The sequence below is a fragment of the Martelella lutilitoris genome (assembly GCF_016598595.1).
Taxonomy (GTDB): Bacteria; Pseudomonadota; Alphaproteobacteria; order Rhizobiales; family Rhizobiaceae; genus Martelella; species Martelella lutilitoris_A.
Genome location: NZ_CP066786.1, coordinates 901,478 through 919,000, shown reverse-complemented (window position 1 = coordinate 919,000; position 17,523 = coordinate 901,478). Strand labels below are relative to the sequence as shown.

Annotated in this window: 16 protein-coding genes; 8 read left to right on the top strand and 8 right to left on the bottom strand. The window is 62.5% G+C overall.

The features are described from left to right. The first annotated feature begins 14 nt into the window (after positions 1–14). From rhaM to JET14_RS04205, 7 genes are all read left to right on the top strand, one after another. On the top strand, positions 15–329 hold the full coding sequence (gene rhaM, locus JET14_RS04235) for an L-rhamnose mutarotase (RefSeq protein ID WP_200336937.1): 315 nt from the start codon (positions 15–17) through the stop codon (positions 327–329). Between the two features lie 235 nt (positions 330–564). Then, positions 565–1,446 carry an aldo/keto reductase gene (locus JET14_RS04230; RefSeq protein ID WP_200336936.1) on the top strand — a complete coding sequence of 294 codons (882 nt, stop codon included), beginning with the start codon at positions 565–567 and terminating at the stop codon, positions 1,444–1,446. Between the two features lie 66 nt (positions 1,447–1,512). Next, the gene (locus JET14_RS04225) at positions 1,513–2,493 is read left to right on the top strand and encodes an aldo/keto reductase (protein ID WP_200336935.1); all 981 of its coding nucleotides are present in this window, start codon (positions 1,513–1,515) and stop codon (positions 2,491–2,493) included. Positions 2,494–2,969: 476 nt separating this feature from the next. Continuing rightward, complete coding sequence (locus JET14_RS04220) at positions 2,970–4,232, top strand: extracellular solute-binding protein (RefSeq protein ID WP_200336934.1); 1,263 nt, start codon at positions 2,970–2,972, stop codon at positions 4,230–4,232. 306 nt (positions 4,233–4,538) lie between these two features. Then, the gene (locus JET14_RS04215; RefSeq protein ID WP_200336933.1) at positions 4,539–5,609 is read left to right on the top strand and encodes a carbohydrate ABC transporter permease; all 1,071 of its coding nucleotides are present in this window, start codon (positions 4,539–4,541) and stop codon (positions 5,607–5,609) included. 3 nt (positions 5,610–5,612) lie between these two features. Next, entirely contained in the window at positions 5,613–6,494 is an 882-nt protein-coding gene (locus tag JET14_RS04210; RefSeq protein WP_200336932.1) for a carbohydrate ABC transporter permease, read from the top strand. A 13-nt stretch (positions 6,495–6,507) separates the two neighbouring features. Beyond that, positions 6,508–7,581 (top strand): ABC transporter ATP-binding protein, encoded by a 1,074-nt coding sequence (locus JET14_RS04205; RefSeq protein WP_200336931.1) that lies wholly within the window; start codon positions 6,508–6,510, stop codon positions 7,579–7,581. A gap of 42 nt (positions 7,582–7,623) precedes the next feature. Here the strand turns inward: JET14_RS04205 and dctP are convergent, their stop codons facing one another. Genes dctP through JET14_RS04190 form a run of 3 tightly spaced genes read right to left on the bottom strand, consistent with a single transcriptional unit; the run spans position 7,624 to position 10,606 of the window. After that, a complete protein-coding gene (gene dctP, locus JET14_RS04200) occupies positions 7,624–8,688 on the bottom strand; it encodes a TRAP transporter substrate-binding protein DctP (protein ID WP_200336930.1) in 1,065 nt (354 codons plus the stop codon). 35 nt (positions 8,689–8,723) lie between these two features. After that, positions 8,724–10,013, bottom strand: coding sequence for a TRAP transporter large permease (locus tag JET14_RS04195; RefSeq protein ID WP_200336929.1), 1,290 nt, complete (start codon positions 10,011–10,013; stop codon positions 8,724–8,726). Further along, positions 10,013–10,606 (bottom strand): TRAP transporter small permease, encoded by a 594-nt coding sequence (locus JET14_RS04190; RefSeq protein ID WP_246750512.1) that lies wholly within the window; start codon positions 10,604–10,606, stop codon positions 10,013–10,015. Before JET14_RS04190 ends, JET14_RS04195 begins: the two co-directional genes overlap by 1 nt. A 403-nt stretch (positions 10,607–11,009) precedes the next feature. On the opposite strand from JET14_RS04190, the gene JET14_RS04185 reads away from it, so the two are divergent. Continuing rightward, complete coding sequence (locus JET14_RS04185; protein WP_200336928.1) at positions 11,010–12,233, top strand: sensor domain-containing phosphodiesterase; 1,224 nt, start codon at positions 11,010–11,012, stop codon at positions 12,231–12,233. Between the two features lie 95 nt (positions 12,234–12,328). Here the strand turns inward: JET14_RS04185 and JET14_RS04180 are convergent, their stop codons facing one another. Genes JET14_RS04180 through JET14_RS04160 form a run of 5 tightly spaced genes read right to left on the bottom strand, consistent with a single transcriptional unit; the run spans position 12,329 to position 17,151 of the window. Continuing rightward, the gene (locus JET14_RS04180) at positions 12,329–12,916 is read right to left on the bottom strand and encodes an ABC transporter ATP-binding protein (RefSeq protein ID WP_200336927.1); all 588 of its coding nucleotides are present in this window, start codon (positions 12,914–12,916) and stop codon (positions 12,329–12,331) included. Further along, positions 12,909–13,706: an ATP-binding cassette domain-containing protein gene (locus tag JET14_RS04175; RefSeq protein ID WP_200336926.1), complete on the bottom strand. Its 798-nt coding sequence runs from the start codon at positions 13,704–13,706 to the stop codon at positions 12,909–12,911. Before JET14_RS04175 ends, JET14_RS04180 begins: the two co-directional genes overlap by 8 nt. Continuing rightward, entirely contained in the window at positions 13,703–14,569 is an 867-nt protein-coding gene (locus JET14_RS04170) for an ABC transporter permease (protein WP_200336925.1), read from the bottom strand. The genes JET14_RS04175 and JET14_RS04170 overlap by 4 nt, the downstream gene beginning before the upstream one ends. Continuing rightward, the gene (locus JET14_RS04165) at positions 14,562–15,581 is read right to left on the bottom strand and encodes an ABC transporter permease (RefSeq protein ID WP_246750511.1); all 1,020 of its coding nucleotides are present in this window, start codon (positions 15,579–15,581) and stop codon (positions 14,562–14,564) included. The genes JET14_RS04170 and JET14_RS04165 overlap by 8 nt, the downstream gene beginning before the upstream one ends. Beyond that, a complete protein-coding gene (locus JET14_RS04160) occupies positions 15,574–17,151 on the bottom strand; it encodes an ABC transporter substrate-binding protein (RefSeq protein WP_246750510.1) in 1,578 nt (525 codons plus the stop codon). Before JET14_RS04160 ends, JET14_RS04165 begins: the two co-directional genes overlap by 8 nt. Positions 17,152–17,523: the final 372 nt, after the last annotated feature.

Here is a 17,523-nt window from a genome sequence, read left to right as displayed (position 1 = left end):
GGCGGGGATATCCCATGGAAACCATCGCATTCCGCATGAACCTCAATGCCGGTCAGGCGGCGGAATACAAGCGTCGCCACGACGCAATCTGGCCGGAGCTTGCCACTGTGCTGAGAGAGGCCGGCGTCTCGGACTATTCAATCTGGCTCGATGAGGAAACCCATCATCTGTTCGCGGTGCTGAAACGCACCGACGACCATACGATGGACAATATTCCGAAAACCGAGGTCGTGCGCCGCTGGTGGGACTTCATGGCCGATATCATGGCGACCAGACCGGATAATGCACCGGTCGAAGTCCCGCTCAGGAAGATGTTTCATCTGCCCTAGATCGCTTGCTTGTTTCTTTGTGTCATTGGCGGATGCAAGGACGCAGAAACCCGATGCTGTCTGGCGAGCCCGGACAGCATCGAAGCCTTTTCTGATCGCAAGCCTATTGAAATCAGGTCATTTCCCGCCCATCTCACAGGCGTATTCAAAACGCTCCCGCGCACGTAAAGTCCGGTCTTCCGCCGCGCCTTCCGTGTCGCATTTCTTGTTTCATCACCAAATATGGGAGGCCTTCATGGCTGATAAACTGGCTGACAAGGCAGGCACCTTTTCCATTGGCGGCGCGCTCACCGTAAACCGGCTCGGCTTCGGCGCAATGCGCATTACCGGCAAGGGCATCTGGGGCGAACCTGATGATCGTGCCGGCGCGATCGAAACGCTGAAGCGGCTGCCGGAACTCGGCATCGATTTCATCGACACCGCCGACAGTTATGGGCCGGACATTTCCGAATGGCTGATCAAGGAAGCACTGCATCCCTATTCCGCCGTGAAGATTGCCACCAAGGGCGGCCTCACCCGCACCGGCGCGAATGTCTGGTTGCCGGTCGGCCGCCCGGAATATCTCCGCCAGCAGGTCCACAAAAGCCTGCGCAACCTTGGCGTCGAGCAGATCGATCTCTGGCAGCTTCACCGTATAGACAGCAAGGTGCCGGCCGACGAGCAGTTCGGTGCGATCAAGGAATTCCTCGATGAGGGCCTGATCGCCCATGCGGGCCTCTCGGAAGTTTCGGTCGACGAGATCAAGGCTGCCGAGAAGGTGTTCAAGGTTTCGACCGTGCAGAACCGGTACAACCTTGTGGACCGCACCAGCGAGGATGTTCTCGACTATTGCGCGGAAAACAATATCGGGTTCATTCCATGGCATCCGCTGGCAGCCGGCAATCTCGCCAATCCGGGTTCGCTGCTCGATGACATTGCGAAACAGCACGATGCGGCGCCGAGCCAGATTGCACTTGCTTGGGTACTGAAGAGGAGCCCGGTCATGCTGCCGATCCCCGGCACCTCCAAGGTCAAGCACCTGGAGGAAAATGTCGCGGCGGCGAATATCACGCTGTCGGACGACGAATTTGCCGCCCTCGACGCCGAGGGCAAGAAGGCCTTCGCCGAAGCCGCCTGATGCCTCAAGCCGCCGGTCACCCCCGGCGGCTTTTCTCTTGGACACGCACATTCAGGACGAAACCCGATGGACTATGTGAAGCTCGGCCGCACCGGCCTCGATGTCTCCCGCCTTTGCCTTGGCTGCATGACCTACGGCGTACCGGAGGCTGGCACCCATCCCTGGTCGCTGCCGGAGGAGCAGAGCCGGCCCTTTATCCGCAAGGCGGTCGAGGACGGGATCAACTTCTTCGATACCGCCAATGTCTATTCCGCCGGAACGTCGGAGGAGATCGTCGGCCGCGCGCTGAAGGAATTCGCGCGGCGCGAGGAAATCGTCATCGCCACCAAGGTGATGAACCGCATGCATGAAGGCCCCAACGGCATGGGCCTGTCGCGCAAGGCGATCATGCAGGAGATCGACAATTCGCTCCGCCGTCTCGGAACGGATTACGTCGACCTCTACCAGATCCACCGCTTCGATTATGGCACACCGATCGAGGAGACGCTCGAGGCGCTCCATGATGTGGTGAAGGCCGGGAAGGCGCGCTATATCGGCGCTTCATCCATGCATGCCTGGCAGTTCGCCACCATGCTCGCCACCCAGAAGGCCAATGGCTGGGCAAAGTTCGTCACCATGCAGAACTATGTGAACCTGCTTTACCGCGAGGAAGAGCGCGAGATGCTGCCGCTCTGCAAAGCCGAAGGCATCGGCGTCATTCCCTGGAGCCCGATGGCGCGCGGCCGCCTGACGCGCCCCTGGGACACGACCACGGGCCGTTCGGAGACGGACGAATTCGGCAAGACGCTTTATGCCGAAACGGCCGAATCCGACCGAAAGGTGGTCAATGCCGTCGCCGCAATCGCCAATGAGCGCGGCGTGCCGATGGCCCGCGTGGCGCTCGCCTGGGTCCTGTCGAAGCCCGAGGTTTCCGCCCCGATCGTCGGCGCCTCTAAGCCGCATCATCTTGATGATGCCGAGGCGGCGCTGGCGCTGAAACTGACGGCGGAAGAGATCGAAAGGCTTGAGGCCTCTTACGTCCCGCATCGCGTGGTTGGGTTCAAGTAACGCCCGGCAAACACGGCAACCGGACAAGGCGGTCCGGTTTTGCCTAAACAAAACATAGGCCTGCGACATATTGTCTACTTCACCTCCGGCTCACGGTTGAGGCCGGGGGAACTTTCGTGTTAATGAAGCGTTCACTAAAAGTTGTGTCCCTGAAACGGGACACGGCGGGGAGGCCACTATTGCTTCTGTACGGGGAGGGTACAGCGGCAAATTCGTTTACGCCGGACGGCACATGCTGCGGTCCTGAGCGACGGGTGGCCCCCGCCAGCCAAGAAGCCGGACCGCTGATGCGGTCCGGCGGCCGGCCGCTCCCCGAGGCGCAAATTCCTCGTCTCTCCCTGGCCGGCCGAGCGCGACGGCGCCGATCAAGCCGTTGTCTGAATATCCCTCCCGACAGCCGTTTCCCGCGGGTGGTTCCTCCACTCGCCTTCCGCCTCCTCACCGAGGCCCGCACTGTTCAAATCGGAGGATTGACGATGAAGAGAACTGCCCTGGCCCTTGCCACACTGATGACGACCACCGCCCTGCCCGCCGGCGTCTTTGCCGCGACAGAGCTCTCCATGTGGTATCACGGCGCGGGCAACCCGACGGAATCGAGCATTCTCGAAGGGATCGTTGCCGATTTCAACGCAAGCCAGGATGACTGGGAGGTCGTGCTCGAAAGCTTTCCGGAGGATTCCTACAACGGTTCCGTCACCGCTGCGGCGCTTGCCGGAAACCTGCCGGACATCATCGACGTCGACGGGCCGATCATGCCGAACTGGGCCTGGTCCGGCTACATGCAGCCGCTGCCGATCGACGAAAGCGCGATCGAAGGCTTCCTTCCGGGCGCCATCGGCAAATGGGACGGCCAGATCTACTCGATCGGCCTTTGGGACGCCGCGCTGGCGATGATGACGCGCCAGTCCTACCTCGACGAATACGACATCCGCAAACCGACGCTGGACGATCCCTGGACGGCCGAGGAGTTCGACGACATCCTCGTCAAGCTGAAGGACAGCGGCGATTTCGATTATCCGCTGAACCTCGGCATGGCAGACAATGGCGAATGGTACACCTATGCCTTCCTGCCCTTCCTGCAGTCCTTCGGCGGCGATCTGGTCGACCGTTCCGATTACCAGACCGCGGAGGGCGTGCTGAACGGGGACGAGGCAATCGCCTTCGGCGAATGGTGGCAGTCGCTGTTCGAGCGCGACCTTGCGCCCGGCACCAGCCAGGACCCGGCCGACCACCAGAACGGCTTCATCGATGGCGATTATGCCATCGACTGGAACGGCAACTGGACGGCGCGCGCCAAGCTCGATGCCTTTGACGATGTCGTTTTCCTGCCGGCACCCGATTTCGGCAACGGCCCGAAGATCGGCGCGGCAAGCTGGCAGCTCGGCGTCTCGGCGGCGTCCGAACACCCCGAGGGCGCAGCGGCCTTCATCGAATTTGCCCTCCAGGACAAGTATCTCGCCGAGTTCTCCAACGCCATTGGCCTTGTTCCGGCAACCGAGGGCGCTGCCGCAATGTCGGAATACTACAAGGAAGGCGCGCCGCTCGCCGTCTTCTACGGCCTTTCCGACGCGCAGGGCACGCTTCGGCCCGTAACGCCCGGCTATGTGGTCGAAACCAGCGTGTTCCAGAAGGCGATTTCCGACATGGCCAACGGCGCCGATGTCGCCGATACGCTCGACGGCGCGGTCGACGAGATCGACACCGATATCGACCGCAACCAGGGCTACGGCCACGACTGATCAGGCGGGGTGAGAGGGGCCGGCTTCGGCCGGTCCTTTTGGTTCAAGAACGGACGGGCGGCACGCTCCAAACAATCTCCCCCCTTGAGGGGGAGATGTCGCGAAAGCGACAGAGGGGTAATGGGCACAAGCCGCCAGCGCCGTGCTCCCGGAAAGGGTTCACCCCTCTCTGCCCTGCCGGGCATCTCCCCCTCAAGGGGGGAGATTGAAACATGGCAAGGCGTCGTTCGATTCAAATGTGCGGCTTTTGAGGAGAGGCAGACCAGCCGACCCGCCGTCTCCTCGGCATAAGGACAGGACAGGCACATGAGCCGGAAACTGACGGAGAACAATGGAGCGGGCTGGGCCTTTGCCGCGCCGTCGATCCTGCTCATCGGCCTCTTCATCATCCTCCCGTTCTTTCTGGCCATCGGCTTCTCGCTCACCGACCAGCGACTGATCTCCCCCAATCCGACGCGCTATGTCGGCATGGAAAACTACCGCGACCTGCTCGGCCTCAACGTCATCAGGATCGAGCCCGAACGCGATGACAGCGGCCTGTTGGCGCGCGATGATGACGGCGCGCTGGAATATCCGCGCGTGCGCTCCTTCACCCGTTCCGACGATTATCCGCAATATCGCGGCATGCGCGAATGGTTCCGCGTCCATGCGGGCAATACCGCCTATGTGGTGGTGGCGCGCGACGTCGTGTTCATGAAGGCGCTGACCAACACGCTGATCTTCGTCGCCGTCACGGCGCCGGTGCAGGCCGGTCTCGCTCTCTGCCTGGCGCTTCTGATCAATCAGCGACTGCGCGGGGTGAATGTCTTCCGCGCCGTCTTCTTCATGCCGGTCGTGGTCTCTATCGTCGTCGTCTCGCTTCTGTGGCGCTTTATCTATGACGGCAATGACGGGCTCCTGAACAGCCTGCTGTCCGGGCTCACCTTCGGCCTGTTCCAGCCGGTCGACTGGCTCGGCAATACGCAGACGGCACTCGGTTCGATCATCGCCATGTCGATCTGGCAGGCGGTCGGCTTCCACATGGTGATCTGGCTTGCCGGCCTGCAGACCATCCCGCCAACACTCTACGAGGCGGCGGCGATCGAAGGCTCGTCGAAATGGCAGACCTTCCGCTATGTCACCTGGCCGGGGCTCAGAAACACCGCCGTCCTCGTGCTCGTCGTGATCACTATGCAGTGCTTCGCCGTCTTCGCCCAGATCGACGTGATGACCAAGGGCGGGCCGCTCGATTCGACCCAGACGCTGGTCTACCAGGCGGTCGAGCGCGGCTATGGACGGCAGGATATCTCCGGCGGCTCGGCAATCTCGGTCGTGCTGTTCGTGCTGGTGCTCGCGATTTCTCTGGCGCAGCGCTATTTCACCCGGGAAAGGAACTGAGCGATGGCGGCGATTTCCGGCGACAATCACGGCCTCAGGCTCGTCACCCGCTACCTTGTGCTGGTTCTGGTGGCGCTCGTCTTCCTGCTGCCTCTTCTGTTCATGGTGATGTCGTCGCTCAAGCCCGATGCCCAACTCCTGCGCGACACGTCGTCGCTCAGGGCTTTCCTGCCCGTCGGCGACATCAGCCTGCAGAACTATGCCGATGCCTTCGAGCGCGCGCCGATCGGCCTGTTCGTCTTCAATTCGGTGATGATCACCACGCTCACCGTTCTGGCCTCGCTGTTCCTGTGCTCGCTCGGCGCCTTTTCCTTCACCTTCGTGCGCTGGCGCGGCAATGCGCTGGTGCTTTCCATAGTACTTGCCACGCTGATCATCCCGTTCGAGACGATCGCCATTCCGCTTCTGCTGTTCGTCTCGCGGCTGCCATGGGTCGGGGTGGACGGGCTCACCTGGGGCTGGCTCAACACCTACCGCGTCCAGATCATCCCCTGGATCGCCGATGCGCTGACGGTCTTTCTGTTCGTGCAGTATTTCAAGGACCTGCCGCGCGAACTGATCGAGGCGGCGCGGGCGGAAGGGGCAAGCTGGTGGCAGATCTACCGCCGCGTGGTGATGCCGCTTTCGGGCCCGGTCATCGCCACCGCCGCCATCCTGAAGGCTCTGAAGATGTACAATGAACAATATCTCTGGCCGCTGATCGTGGTCCAGGACGAGGCGCACCGGCCGATCATGGTCGGGCTTGGCTATTTCTTCCAGCTCAACGTGCCCTGGGGCGAGGTGATGGCGTATCTGTCGATGATCACCATCCCGGTTCTCGTCTTCTATCTGGTGCTGCAGCGCGCCTTCATCGCATCCATCGCATCCACCGGCGTCAAGGGCTGAGGGGAGAAACAAAATGGCAGAACTGGCGCTCAGGGACGTCCGCAAATCCTTCGGCAGGGTCGAGGTCATCAAGGGCGTCGACCTTGAAATCAAAGACGGCGAGTTCGTCGTCTTCGTCGGGCCTTCGGGGTGCGGAAAATCGACGCTCCTCAGAATGATCGCGGGTCTCGAGGATATCACCGAGGGCACGCTCGAAATCGGCGGCATGCGCGTCAACGATCTGCAGCCGAAGGAACGCGGCATTGCCATGGTGTTCCAGACCTATGCGATCTTCCCGCATATGTCAGTGCGCGAGAACGTCGCTTTCGGGCTGACGATTGCCGGCGTCGGCAAGAAGGAAAAGGAAGAAGCCGTCCAGCGGGCGGCGCGCATCCTGCAAATGGAACATCTGCTTGACCGCCGACCCTCGCAGCTTTCCGGCGGCCAGCGTCAGCGCGTGGCGATCGGCAGGGCCATCGTGCGCAATCCGAGCGTCTTCCTCTTTGACGAACCGCTGTCGAACCTCGATGCGGCGCTGCGTATGGACATGCGCATGGAAATCGGCAAGCTGCACAACCAGCTCGGCGCGACGATGATCTATGTGACCCACGACCAGGTCGAGGCGATGACGCTTGCCGACCGCATCGTGGTGCTGAAGGACGGCGCGGTGCAGCAGGTCGGCAGCCCGATGGAACTCTACCACGAGCCCGCCAACCTGTTCGTCGCCGGCTTCATCGGCTCGCCCTCGATGAATTTCATGGATGTCGACATTGTCGAGAAGGACGGCGATGCGATGACCGTGCAATCGGCGGCGCTCGACCCAGTCACGATTTCAGCGACCTGGTTTGACTTTTCCGAATCCTCAAAGGCCAGGCTGGGGCTCAGGCCGCAATATCTCGATGTGGTCGAGGACGGCACGGCGGGCGGTCTGCACGGCACGGTCTCGCTGGTCGAGCGTCTCGGCACGGAGACGGTGGTCAATGTCGAGCTCACGCGCGGCGGCCGCATCGTCGCGGCGCTTTCGGAGGACCGCCCACTTGAAACCGGCAGCAAGATCACGCTCGTCTTCGAACCCGCCAGGGCACATCTTTTCCCGTTGGAAGAGTAAACGCCCCGACCGGCGGGCCGGGGCGCAATTGGCGGGCGCTGTTCAGTTTGCGATTTCCACCGCGCGCTGTTCGTTGACCGTGGCTTCCGCCTCGTCAACGGCCGCGGTGAAGCTGGCGAAGATGTCCTCGCCGCCCGGCACCGAAGACTTGAACCAGTCGAAAACCGGATCGACGGCGGCCTTGAACTCGGCCTTTTCTGCCTCGCTCGGCACGTAGATCTCGCCGCCGGCTTCAAGGAAACCTTCATAGGCGGCAATTTCCTTGCGCTTGGGGCTGGCAAAGGTTGCCTGCTGCAGCGCGTAGAAGGCGTCAGCCACGATCGTCTTCTGCTCGTCCGAAAGACTCTGGAACCGTTCATTCGACATCCACCAGAAGGCGGCCATGTAGGAATGGCGGTCGAGCGTGATGAATTTCAGCCCGGCATCGGTGAACTTCATGTTCATGATGTCGGTAATGCCGTTGGCCGTGCCCTGCACCACGCCGGTCTGAAGCGAGGTGAAGAGTTCCGGCCAGGCGATCGGCGTCGGCGAGGCGCCGAGCGCGCGCACCAGTTCCTGCGGCAGTTCCGCCGGCACGGTGCGCAGCTTCATGCCCTTCATGTCGGCGGGCGTTTTGATCGTGTGCTCGGTATTGGCGAAATTGCGCCAGCCGCCGGTATTGCCGATCGTCATCAGGCGGATCGTGTCGCCGCTGTCGGCAAGCGCCAGATCGCGCAGTTCCGCGGTGAAGGGGCCGGACAGCACCTCCTCGGCCACCCGGTCATCATTCATCAGATAAGGCAGGTCGAGAATCTGCAGATAGGGAAAAAGGCCCGCCGCGCCGCCCGAGGTCGACATGTAGATGTCGATCGTGCTGTCGGCGATGCCCTGCAGGCATTCCTCGCCCGTGGCGCAGATCTGGGTGCCCATGAAAATCTCGACCGCGATCGCGCCGTTGGAGGCGTTCTCGATATGGTTCTTGAAGACGACGAGACCGTCATAATCCTCGTCATTCTCGTTGGAATTGGCCGTGGCGCGCAAGGTGATGTCGGCGGCCGCCGCAATCTGGCCCGCCGAGATGGCGAGAGCGCCCGCGACGAGCGCCGTCTTGATAAAGTCCTTGAGCATGTCAGTCCTCCCTTTGCTTTGATTATAGCGCATGTTTACTCCAGAAATCCGAACAGCCGCGGCAGGGTCAGGCTGATCGCGGGAATATAGGTGATCAGAAAGATGATCACGGCCTCGACGGCGAGAAACGGCAGCACGGCGCGCGCCACGGTCTCGACGCTCAGGCGCGCGACGGATGAGGTAACGAACAATACCAGCCCCATGGGCGGCGTCAGCAGGCCTACCGTCAGGTTGACCGCCATGATGATGGCGAAATGAACCGGATCAACGCCCATATTGAGGAAAATCGGTCCCAGGATCGGACCCAATATGATGATCGCCGGACCGGCATCGAGAAACATGCCGACGACGAAAAGCAGGATATTGATCAGAAACAGCAGGATCAGCGGATTTTCCGTCAGGCCCAACAGGATCGAGGCGAGAAGCTCCGGCGTGTGCGAAAGTGAGGCCACCGTCTTGAAGGCCATGGCAGCGCCCACCAGCAGCAGCACGACCGAGGCGGTCAGTCCCGAGCGCATCAGGATGCCCGGGACATCGCGCACATGAAGCGAGCGCAGCACGAAAAAACCGATGAAGAAGGCATAGGCCACCGCGATCGCCGAGGCTTCCGTGGGCGTGAACACGCCACCCAGAATGCCACCCATGATGATGACCGGGGTAAGCAACGGCCAGAAGGCCTTCAGGCTCGCCTCGCCGCGCGTCTTCCAGCCGGCCCTTTCCGTCGCGGCAGGCAGGCCCTCGCGGTCGGCCATCAGTCGCACCAGCACCATCAGCGACACGCCGATCAGGATGCCCGGCACGATGCCCGCCAGAAACAGCGCGGCAACGCTTTCGCCCATCACATAGGCATAGATGATCATGATGCCCGAGGGCGGAATGATCGGTCCGATGATCGATGAGGCAGCGGTGACGGCCGCGGCGAATTTCCGGGAATAGCCCTGTTTTTCCATCGCCGGGATCATCATCGCGCCGAGCGCGGAAACATCGGCAACGGCCGAGCCCGAAAGGCCGGCGAACAGCATGGAGGAGAGGATGTTCACATGGGCAAGGCCGGCGCGGAAATGGCCGATGACCGCCTGGGAGAACTCCACCAGCCGTTCGGTGATGCCGGCGCGGTTCATCAGTTCGCCCGCCAGCATGAAGAAGGGCACCGCCATCAACGGGAAGGAGTCCATGCCGTTATAGACATTGCGGTACAGCAGAACGATGTCGCGCTCCTGGCCATTGAACCACAGAAGCAGCGCGGGTGCCGCGATCAGGGCAAAGAACACCGGCAGGCCACAGAACAGGAACACCAGAAAAAGCGGCAGAAACAGGCTCAGCATCATTCGCTCTCCAGCCCGACGGCCTGGGAAAGCGGCTTCAGCCGATCGCCCGCGCCGAAAAGGTCTGCGAGAAGCCGCAGCAAGAGCTCGACGTTGACGGAAAACATCATGGTGACGCCGGTTGCGAGCGACGCCATCATGAACGAGCGCGGCACCTTCATCCATGCGGAAAGATCGAGCGCGGCCGGAAGCATCAGCGATGGCATGGTGAAGCGTCCGCCAATGCCGGTCGTCTCGTTCCAGCCAATCGTCACGGCCCACCACAAAACCACGGCGGACACGAGCAGCAGGGCCAGATTGAGGAGCGCGGCCGGCCTGTCCGGCAGGAAGCGCCTGAGCGTGTCGATGCTGATGAAGCCGCCGTGCCGAAAGGCGGTCGGCGCCATCAGGCTGACCATCCACAGCATCAGGAAACGGGCGAGTTCCTCCGTCCAGGCAAGCGCGTCGTTCAGGACGTAACGGAAGAACACCTGCACCAGGATGACGATCACCATCAGGCCCATGAGGGCAGCGCCCGTCCACCGAGCAAGCGCCAGCAGCGGGCCGTTGACCCGCGAAAAGATTGAAACTGCGGCCAGCAGAAAAATCATCATTCACCCGTCACACGCCGTCGTCCGGGCCAACGGCAGGACAGCAATGCGTCCTCGCCGACTGAAGACCCCAGGGGCCCTGTCTAGCCCAGCACAATCGTCTCCGCACGGATTTTATGCAGAATTCGGCGATTGTGGCTTTATGCCGCCAATCCCGGCGTTTTTTTCTCCGGGAGAACCTGCCCGTTCGGCGGGCGGCGACAGGCCGGATCACCACTGTTTTACCAGAGTTGGTGCTGGACGAAGCTTCCGGCGGGCCTATACTTGTCACCAAGCGGAACCGGTGCACATGAGCGGACAAGGGATCTCGACCCGCGTCCCCGGATACGGTTCGGCAACAACGAAGCCAGAGCGTGGTCTGCCGGGAGGAGACGCGGTCGCCACCCCAGCGAAAAGGCCAACCACGATGAGCCGCCTGCCCCTCAGACTCGAACTCGACGGCCCTTCCGCCAACGGAGATACCCTCGATCTCATTCTCGAAACCGTGCGCACCCATTTCGACATGCAGGTTGCCTATGTGTCGGAAATCATCGACGGCAATTCCGTGTTTCGCGCCGTCAGCGCCCCGGGTTTCGAAGCGATTGCCTTCCCCGGCGCCGTTCTCAGCCTGCAGGAAGTCTATTGCCAGCACATTCTCGATGGACGCCTGCCAAGCGTGATGGCCGATACGGCGGACCATCCGCTGGCCGTATCCATGCCGATCACCGCGAACATTCCGATCGGCAGCCACCTGAGCGTTCCCGTCCACCGCGAGGACGGGTCGGTCTTCGGCATGTTCTGCTGTCTGCGCTCGACCCCCCATCCGACGCTCGGCGAGCGCGATCTGAAGATCATGGAAACCTTCGCCAACCTCGCCAGCCGGCAGATCAATGCCGGGCTGCGCCGACGAAGCGAAGCAGCCGCCGCCGCAAGCCGCATCGACAGCGCGCTGAAAGGCGACGCGCTGCGGATCGTGCTGCAACCGATCGTTTCGCTTGAAAGCGGCGCGCCGATCAAGTTCGAGGCACTGTCGCGCTTTGCCGGAGACCCGTACCGCCCGCCGAACATCTGGTATGAGGAAGCAGGCGCAATCGGACGTCGGGTGGAACTGGAATCGTTTTCGATCTCCAGGGCGCTCGCCCTTTTCAGCGACCTTCCGCAAGACGTGACGATCGGCGTCAACGCCTCGCCGGAAACCATCGCGACCGGCGTGCTTTCCGACATCATCCGTGCCGTCGACCCGAGCCGGGTGGTGGTGGAAGTGACAGAGCATGATATCGTCGAGGACCACGAGCGGCTGGGCTTCGAACTGGACCGGCTGAAAGCGCTCGGCGTCAGAACGGCGGTGGATGACGTCGGCGCCGGATTTTCCGGGCTCGTCGCTCTCCTCCGCATGAAGCCCGACATCCTGAAGCTTGACATCGAGCTGATCCGCGACATTGACGTGAACCCGGCCAAGCAGGCGCTCGTTGCAGGCATGGTCCATTTCGCCGAGCAGACCGGCGCCGCCACGATCGCGGAAGGCGTGGAAACGGAAGCCGAGCGGGCCATGCTGCTTCGGCTCAGGGTGCATCTCGGTCAGGGCTATCTCTTCGGCAGGCCGATGGAGGTCGCCGATGCCAGCGCCTGGCTTGCGGCGAAACGGAGTTAGATCCCGGTCGGGCCGAAAGGCGGCGAAAGGGGCAGGAAAGCCGCGGAACATGAAGATAGCTGCGGCCGGCGCCGGCCACAGGCGACGGATGGCCGTCAGATGGTGACGACGCGTTCTGCAATCCGGTCGAGAAGCGGCATGTCATGGCTGATGACGAGGACGCCAAGACGACGGCTCTCGGCCTCTTCGAGCAAGACGGACCATATCTGTGCCTGGGTCAGGGGATCGAGCTGCGCGGAAATCTCGTCGGCGATCAGATAGCGGGTTTGCGGGGCGAAGGCGCGCAAAAGGGCGACGCGCTGCAGCTCGCCGCCCGAAATCTCGTGGGGATAGCGATCAAGCCATGAGCGCGAAACGCCGAACGCCCGCCGCAGCTCCGCATCGGGCTGCCAGGCCTCCGCGAGAACCTTTCCGACCGTCCACCGCGGGTTGACGGCGAAGACCGGCGACTGATGCAGATACTGGACCGGGTTGAAACCCCGCGGGTGCCCGGCGCCATCGACGAGAACCTGACCCGACGCCGGGCGGTAATGGCCGGCCAGGATACGGCCAAGCGTCGATTTCCCCCCTCCGGACGGACCCGTCAGGCCAACGACCTCGCCCGGACGAAGGGCGAGACCGATCCCGTCCAGGACCGGCGACCGCGCGCGATAACGAAAATGGATATTCCTCGCCTCAAGCATCGTCGCCCACCCGAAAGTCGTTTTGCGGCAGCGCCTGCCAGAGGGCGCGCGCATAACCGGTACGCAGAAGCCTTCCGCTGTTTTCAAACGCGTCGGCGCGCTCCTCGCCTTCCACCATGCCGTTACGGACAAGACAGACGCTGTCGGCATAGGCAAGCGCGGCCGACAGCGAATGCGTGATCAGCAGTACGCCCTTTCCGTTTTCGGCCAGGTCTTTGAGCTTCGAAAGAACACGCGCGGCGTTGTCGTCATCAAGACCGCTGGTCGGCTCGTCGGCGACAATCAGGTCCGGGTCGCCAACCGTTGCGATGGCCATCAGCATGCGCCGCGCCATGCCGCCGGAAAGCTGATGGGGAAAGGCGCGCGCCGCATCCGCCCCGAGCCCGAATTGCGCCAACACCGCCATAAGCGCGTCATCCTTTGCGCCAAGCCCGGCGCGCCGCGCCGCCCAGCGCAGCTGCTGAAAGCAGCGCGCCAGGGGATCGAGATGGCTGACGGATTGCGGAACCAGTGCCATGCGCCGCCCGAGCAGCGCCGGCCGGCTGCCATCATCAACACGCTGCCCGTCAAAATGGATAGCGCCCCTGACCTGTGCGTTGGGCGGCAAAATGCCGAACAGCGCATGGGCAATGAGGCTCTTGCCGCCGCCGGAAGCGCCGATCAGCGCGACCACCTCACCGCGCTTCACCGAAAAGCCGATACGGCTGAGAACCGGCATTTCGCGGACCTTCAGCAGTCCGCAATAGCGGCGAAATGACACGTCGACGTCGTTGAAGGAAAGTAGGGTCACGTCTGGGCCGTCCGGGGATCGAGAACAAGACGCATGCCATTGCCGACAGCATCAAAGCTGAGCACGAGCAACAGCAGACACAACCCCGGAAACAGGCCAAGCCACCATTTGCCTGCCGTCAGATAGCGCATCGAATCGGACAGCATCACACCGATGGCCGGCCGGGTCGGGTCGAGGCCGAACCCCAGAAAGGTCAGGCTTGCCTCATGCAGAATGGCGTGTGGAAACATGAGCACCAGTCCGACCAGCATTTGCGGCAGGATCTGGGGCAGAATGTGCCCGAAGGTGATCTCCCCCCACGATTTGCCGAAATGACGCGCGGAGACAACATAATCGGCCTGCCTGACCTGGAGAATTTCGGCACGCAGGATGCGCGTCAGGCGCGGCCAATGCGTGAGCGCCACGGCAATCGTCACGGCAACGGGGCCGCCGCCCAGCGCAAAGCATATCAGGATGAGCAGGACGAGATGCGGAAGCCCGATCGTCGCGTCAACCAGAAGCGACACGACGGCATCCGCCCACCGGCCGCCGGTTGTTGCCGCGAGGGCAAGAGCGGTGGCGATGACAACGGAACAGCATGAGGCAAGCAGCCCCACCCATAGGCTCGTCCGAAGCCCCTTGATCGTGCGCGCCATGAGATCGTGTCCCATCTGGTCGGTTCCGAACCAGTGCGCCCAGTCCGGCGGCGAAAGCCTTGCGGCAAAATCCGTCGCCACGCCCGCCGGCCCCGTGAGCACCGCCACAACCGGTATCAGCAGTATCAGCATGAAGCCGAAAAGGGCGGCAGCCAGGGTCCAGATCCTGTTGCCCATCCGCGGCAGAACCAGGGGGGCAATGGTCTGTTGCTGCTCGAGTTCAGCCATGTTGTCCTCCAGCCGAAAGGGCCTCGTCGCGCAGCCGCGGGTCCACAAGCCGATAAAGCATGTCGGCGATCATGTTGCCGACCGATACAAACAGCGTGAGGAAAAGCGTCACGGCGAGAAGCAGCGGCACATCGCCCTTGATGCCCGCGGAAACGACGGCCTGTCCCAGCCCCGGATAGGCAAAAACCTGCTCCGCCAGTATCGATCCGCCAAACAGTTCCCCGAGCGAGGCAAAAAGAATGGTTACGGCGGGCAGCGCCGCGTTGCGGGCGCCGTGCCTGAGGGCCACGTCCCATTTGCCGGCCCCTTGCGCACGGGCGTAAAGCGCCGCATCGCGCTGCAGGATCTCGATGATTTTGGCGCGGGTGTGAAGCGCGATCTGGGCGACGCCGAAAAGCGTCAGCGCCGCAAGCGGCAGGGCAAGATGGCGCAGCCGGTCGGCGAAGGTGACGTCATCCGGCACCACGCCGAGAGGCCCCGCGCAGCAGACCGGCGCCCAGCCAAGCTGGACGGCAAAGATGATCAGCAGCAATATCGCGATCCAGAACGTCGGGGCGGATGCCAGAACATAGGCGTAAAGCCTGATCGCGCGATCGAGCAGAGTGCCCGAACTGGCGCCGGCGACGACTCCCAGCGCAAAGCCAAGCGCGCCGGAAAAGAGCCAGGCCAGGCCGACAAGCGGCAACGATACCCAGAAACGGCTGGCGATCACCTCGGCGACGGGAGCGTTGTAGATCATCGAGTAACCGAGATCGCCCTGAAGAAGGTTTCCGGCCCAGTGGAGGAACTGCACAAGCGGCGGCTGGTCCAGCCCCCAGCGCGCGGCAATCAGCGCTCTCTGCTCCGGGCCGACCCGTGCGATGTCGATCCCGAGATAGGCATTGACCGGATCGATGGGAGAGAGCTTGGCAAGGGTGAACGCCGCCGCCGCGACGATGACCAGAACGGCGGCGAGCCGTCCCAGCCGTTTCGTCAGCATGATGGCGGCGGAATGCAGCGAGAGTTCAGTCACACGTCCAGGTCCACTGCTCGATCATTGCCGTGATCGGCCATCCATGGCCATGCGGCTCGATCTGGGTCTCGCCGACGTTCAGGCATTCATTGACGAAATAGACGTGATCGAGGTTCACGAGCCAGGCCCACCCGGCCAGACCGCGCGCGGAAAACCCGGTCTTCCCGTCCCACTCGGCGGCTTGCCAGTGCGGATATGATTGCTCCAGGCTTTCGGCGTGCTGGGCGTCGCTGAAGTGACCGTCGACGGTGCTGTCGGCAAAATAGCCGGGATTATAGAAATCAATGCCGCCCCAGGCGGAATTGTAGAGGCTGTAGACCTCGACGGGGCTGTGACTGCCCCAGCCGAACATGACGGGTTGCTGATGATCGATCCGGCCGATCTGCTCCCATGTCACGCCCTTTGGCTGTGCAGCGATGCCGAGCGCCTTCAATTGCTCGCTGACCACGATGGAAAGCGCCTGGCGCACGGAGTCCGAAGCCGGAAAATAGACATCGAATGCGGCACGAACGCCGTCGCGGACCCGAATTCCGTCCGCACCGGGCACCCATCCCGCATCATCCAGCATGGCGCGGGCGGCATCGGGATCATAAGCAACGGTCGCATCGGGGTTCGACCAGGGCAGCCCGTCAGCCGGACCATAGGCCGGACGACCGTAGCCATTCAGCGCAACGTCGACGAGCTGCTCACGATCCACGCCGAGATTGATGGCGCGGCGGATGGCGAGATCGGAGGTGACCGCATTGCCGACAGGCTGCCCCTCGGCATTCACCTCGCCCGGTTGGGGGATCGGAAAAGACAGACCGCGATTGTCGACGGACGGTACGACGATCTTGTCAAAGCCCTGAATGCTGTCATCCGCCATCAAGGCAGGCACGGAAACCATGTCGACATCACCGGTCCGCGTGGCCGCGAGACTGGTATCCTCCCCGGAGAAAACGAAGGTCAGGCGGTCGAATGCCGGCCTCCTGCCGTAATATGCGCTGTTGGCCTCGACGATGAGCTGCTCTCCCTCCGTCCACGAAACCAGCCTGTAGGGGCCGGAACCGACCGGCCGGCGGGCATAACCAGGACCATATTCCTGCGACGGCACGATACCGAGCGAATAGAAATTTTCCGAAAATGTAACCCAGGGGCGTTCGAGATAGATTTTCACCGTGCTGTCATTGACGGCTTCGGCCCTGTCCATCACCGTCAGATCCAGCGTGCCGCCCGCGGTTGCCGCCTCGTTGAAGGTGAAGGCGACATCTTCCGCCGTCAGCGGCGTTCCATCGGAAAAGAAGACATCGGGGCGCAGTTTGATCGTCCACACCTTGCGGTCGTCGGAAAGCGCCCATTCGGTGGCGAGGTCCGGCACGGTGTTGAGACCGGCGTCGCGTTTCAGGAGGGTAGACTGGAACAGCGGATGACCGTAGCGGCCCCACCCGAGCAGGGGATCATAGCCATTGTCCGGCTCTCCGCCGATGGCAAGGATCAGTTCCGGCTTGGCGGATGCCGGTGCGCCGGCGGAGAACATCGACACGGCGGCTACCGCTGTCGCTGCAAGCCTTGCGGTGGTCTTACCGATCATCATTGCTCCTCTTCGACCGCTCATTGGCGCATACGCTATCATGAAGAAGTATGATATCAATGAAAGAATATCATACTCTTGCGTTCTAGCCCGGCCTCCGCGCCTCTGCCAACTGTCAACCCTGACGGTTTTCAAAAAGCACGGCAGCCACTAGACGGAAAAGCCGGAACGCCCTCCCTGTACCCCGCAGGGCTCCCATGCGACACGCGTCGGGATGCGGCCTCACCGACCTCGTCAAAGGCGGCATTCCCGGCAGGCGCGGAACCCGAAACCGAGACCATCGATGAATCCCCGCTCTGATCGAATGGCCGGCCTTCGCTCATCGACCGCAATGTCAAACTCCCGCCCTTTCTCCGCCTTGCCATCGGCGGT

Coding starts and splice junctions, on each gene's coding strand:
- dctP (WP_200336930.1), bottom strand. CDS start 8,688: ATGCTCAAGGACTTTATCAAGACGGCGCTCGTCGCGGGCGCTCTCGCC.
- JET14_RS04170 (WP_200336925.1), bottom strand. CDS start 14,569: ATGGCTGAACTCGAGCAGCAACAGACCATTGCCCCCCTGGTTCTGCCG.
- rhaM (WP_200336937.1), top strand. CDS start 15: ATGGAAACCATCGCATTCCGCATGAACCTCAATGCCGGTCAGGCGGCG.
- JET14_RS04180 (WP_200336927.1), bottom strand. CDS start 12,916: ATGCTTGAGGCGAGGAATATCCATTTTCGTTATCGCGCGCGGTCGCCG.
- JET14_RS04205 (WP_200336931.1), top strand. CDS start 6,508: ATGGCAGAACTGGCGCTCAGGGACGTCCGCAAATCCTTCGGCAGGGTC.
- JET14_RS04160 (WP_246750510.1), bottom strand. CDS start 17,151: ATGATCGGTAAGACCACCGCAAGGCTTGCAGCGACAGCGGTAGCCGCC.
- JET14_RS04185 (WP_200336928.1), top strand. CDS start 11,010: ATGAGCCGCCTGCCCCTCAGACTCGAACTCGACGGCCCTTCCGCCAAC.
- JET14_RS04210 (WP_200336932.1), top strand. CDS start 5,613: ATGGCGGCGATTTCCGGCGACAATCACGGCCTCAGGCTCGTCACCCGC.
- JET14_RS04190 (WP_246750512.1), bottom strand. CDS start 10,606: ATGATGATTTTTCTGCTGGCCGCAGTTTCAATCTTTTCGCGGGTCAAC.
- JET14_RS04230 (WP_200336936.1), top strand. CDS start 565: ATGGCTGATAAACTGGCTGACAAGGCAGGCACCTTTTCCATTGGCGGC.
- JET14_RS04220 (WP_200336934.1), top strand. CDS start 2,970: ATGAAGAGAACTGCCCTGGCCCTTGCCACACTGATGACGACCACCGCC.
- JET14_RS04195 (WP_200336929.1), bottom strand. CDS start 10,013: ATGCTGAGCCTGTTTCTGCCGCTTTTTCTGGTGTTCCTGTTCTGTGGC.
- JET14_RS04215 (WP_200336933.1), top strand. CDS start 4,539: ATGAGCCGGAAACTGACGGAGAACAATGGAGCGGGCTGGGCCTTTGCC.
- JET14_RS04225 (WP_200336935.1), top strand. CDS start 1,513: ATGGACTATGTGAAGCTCGGCCGCACCGGCCTCGATGTCTCCCGCCTT.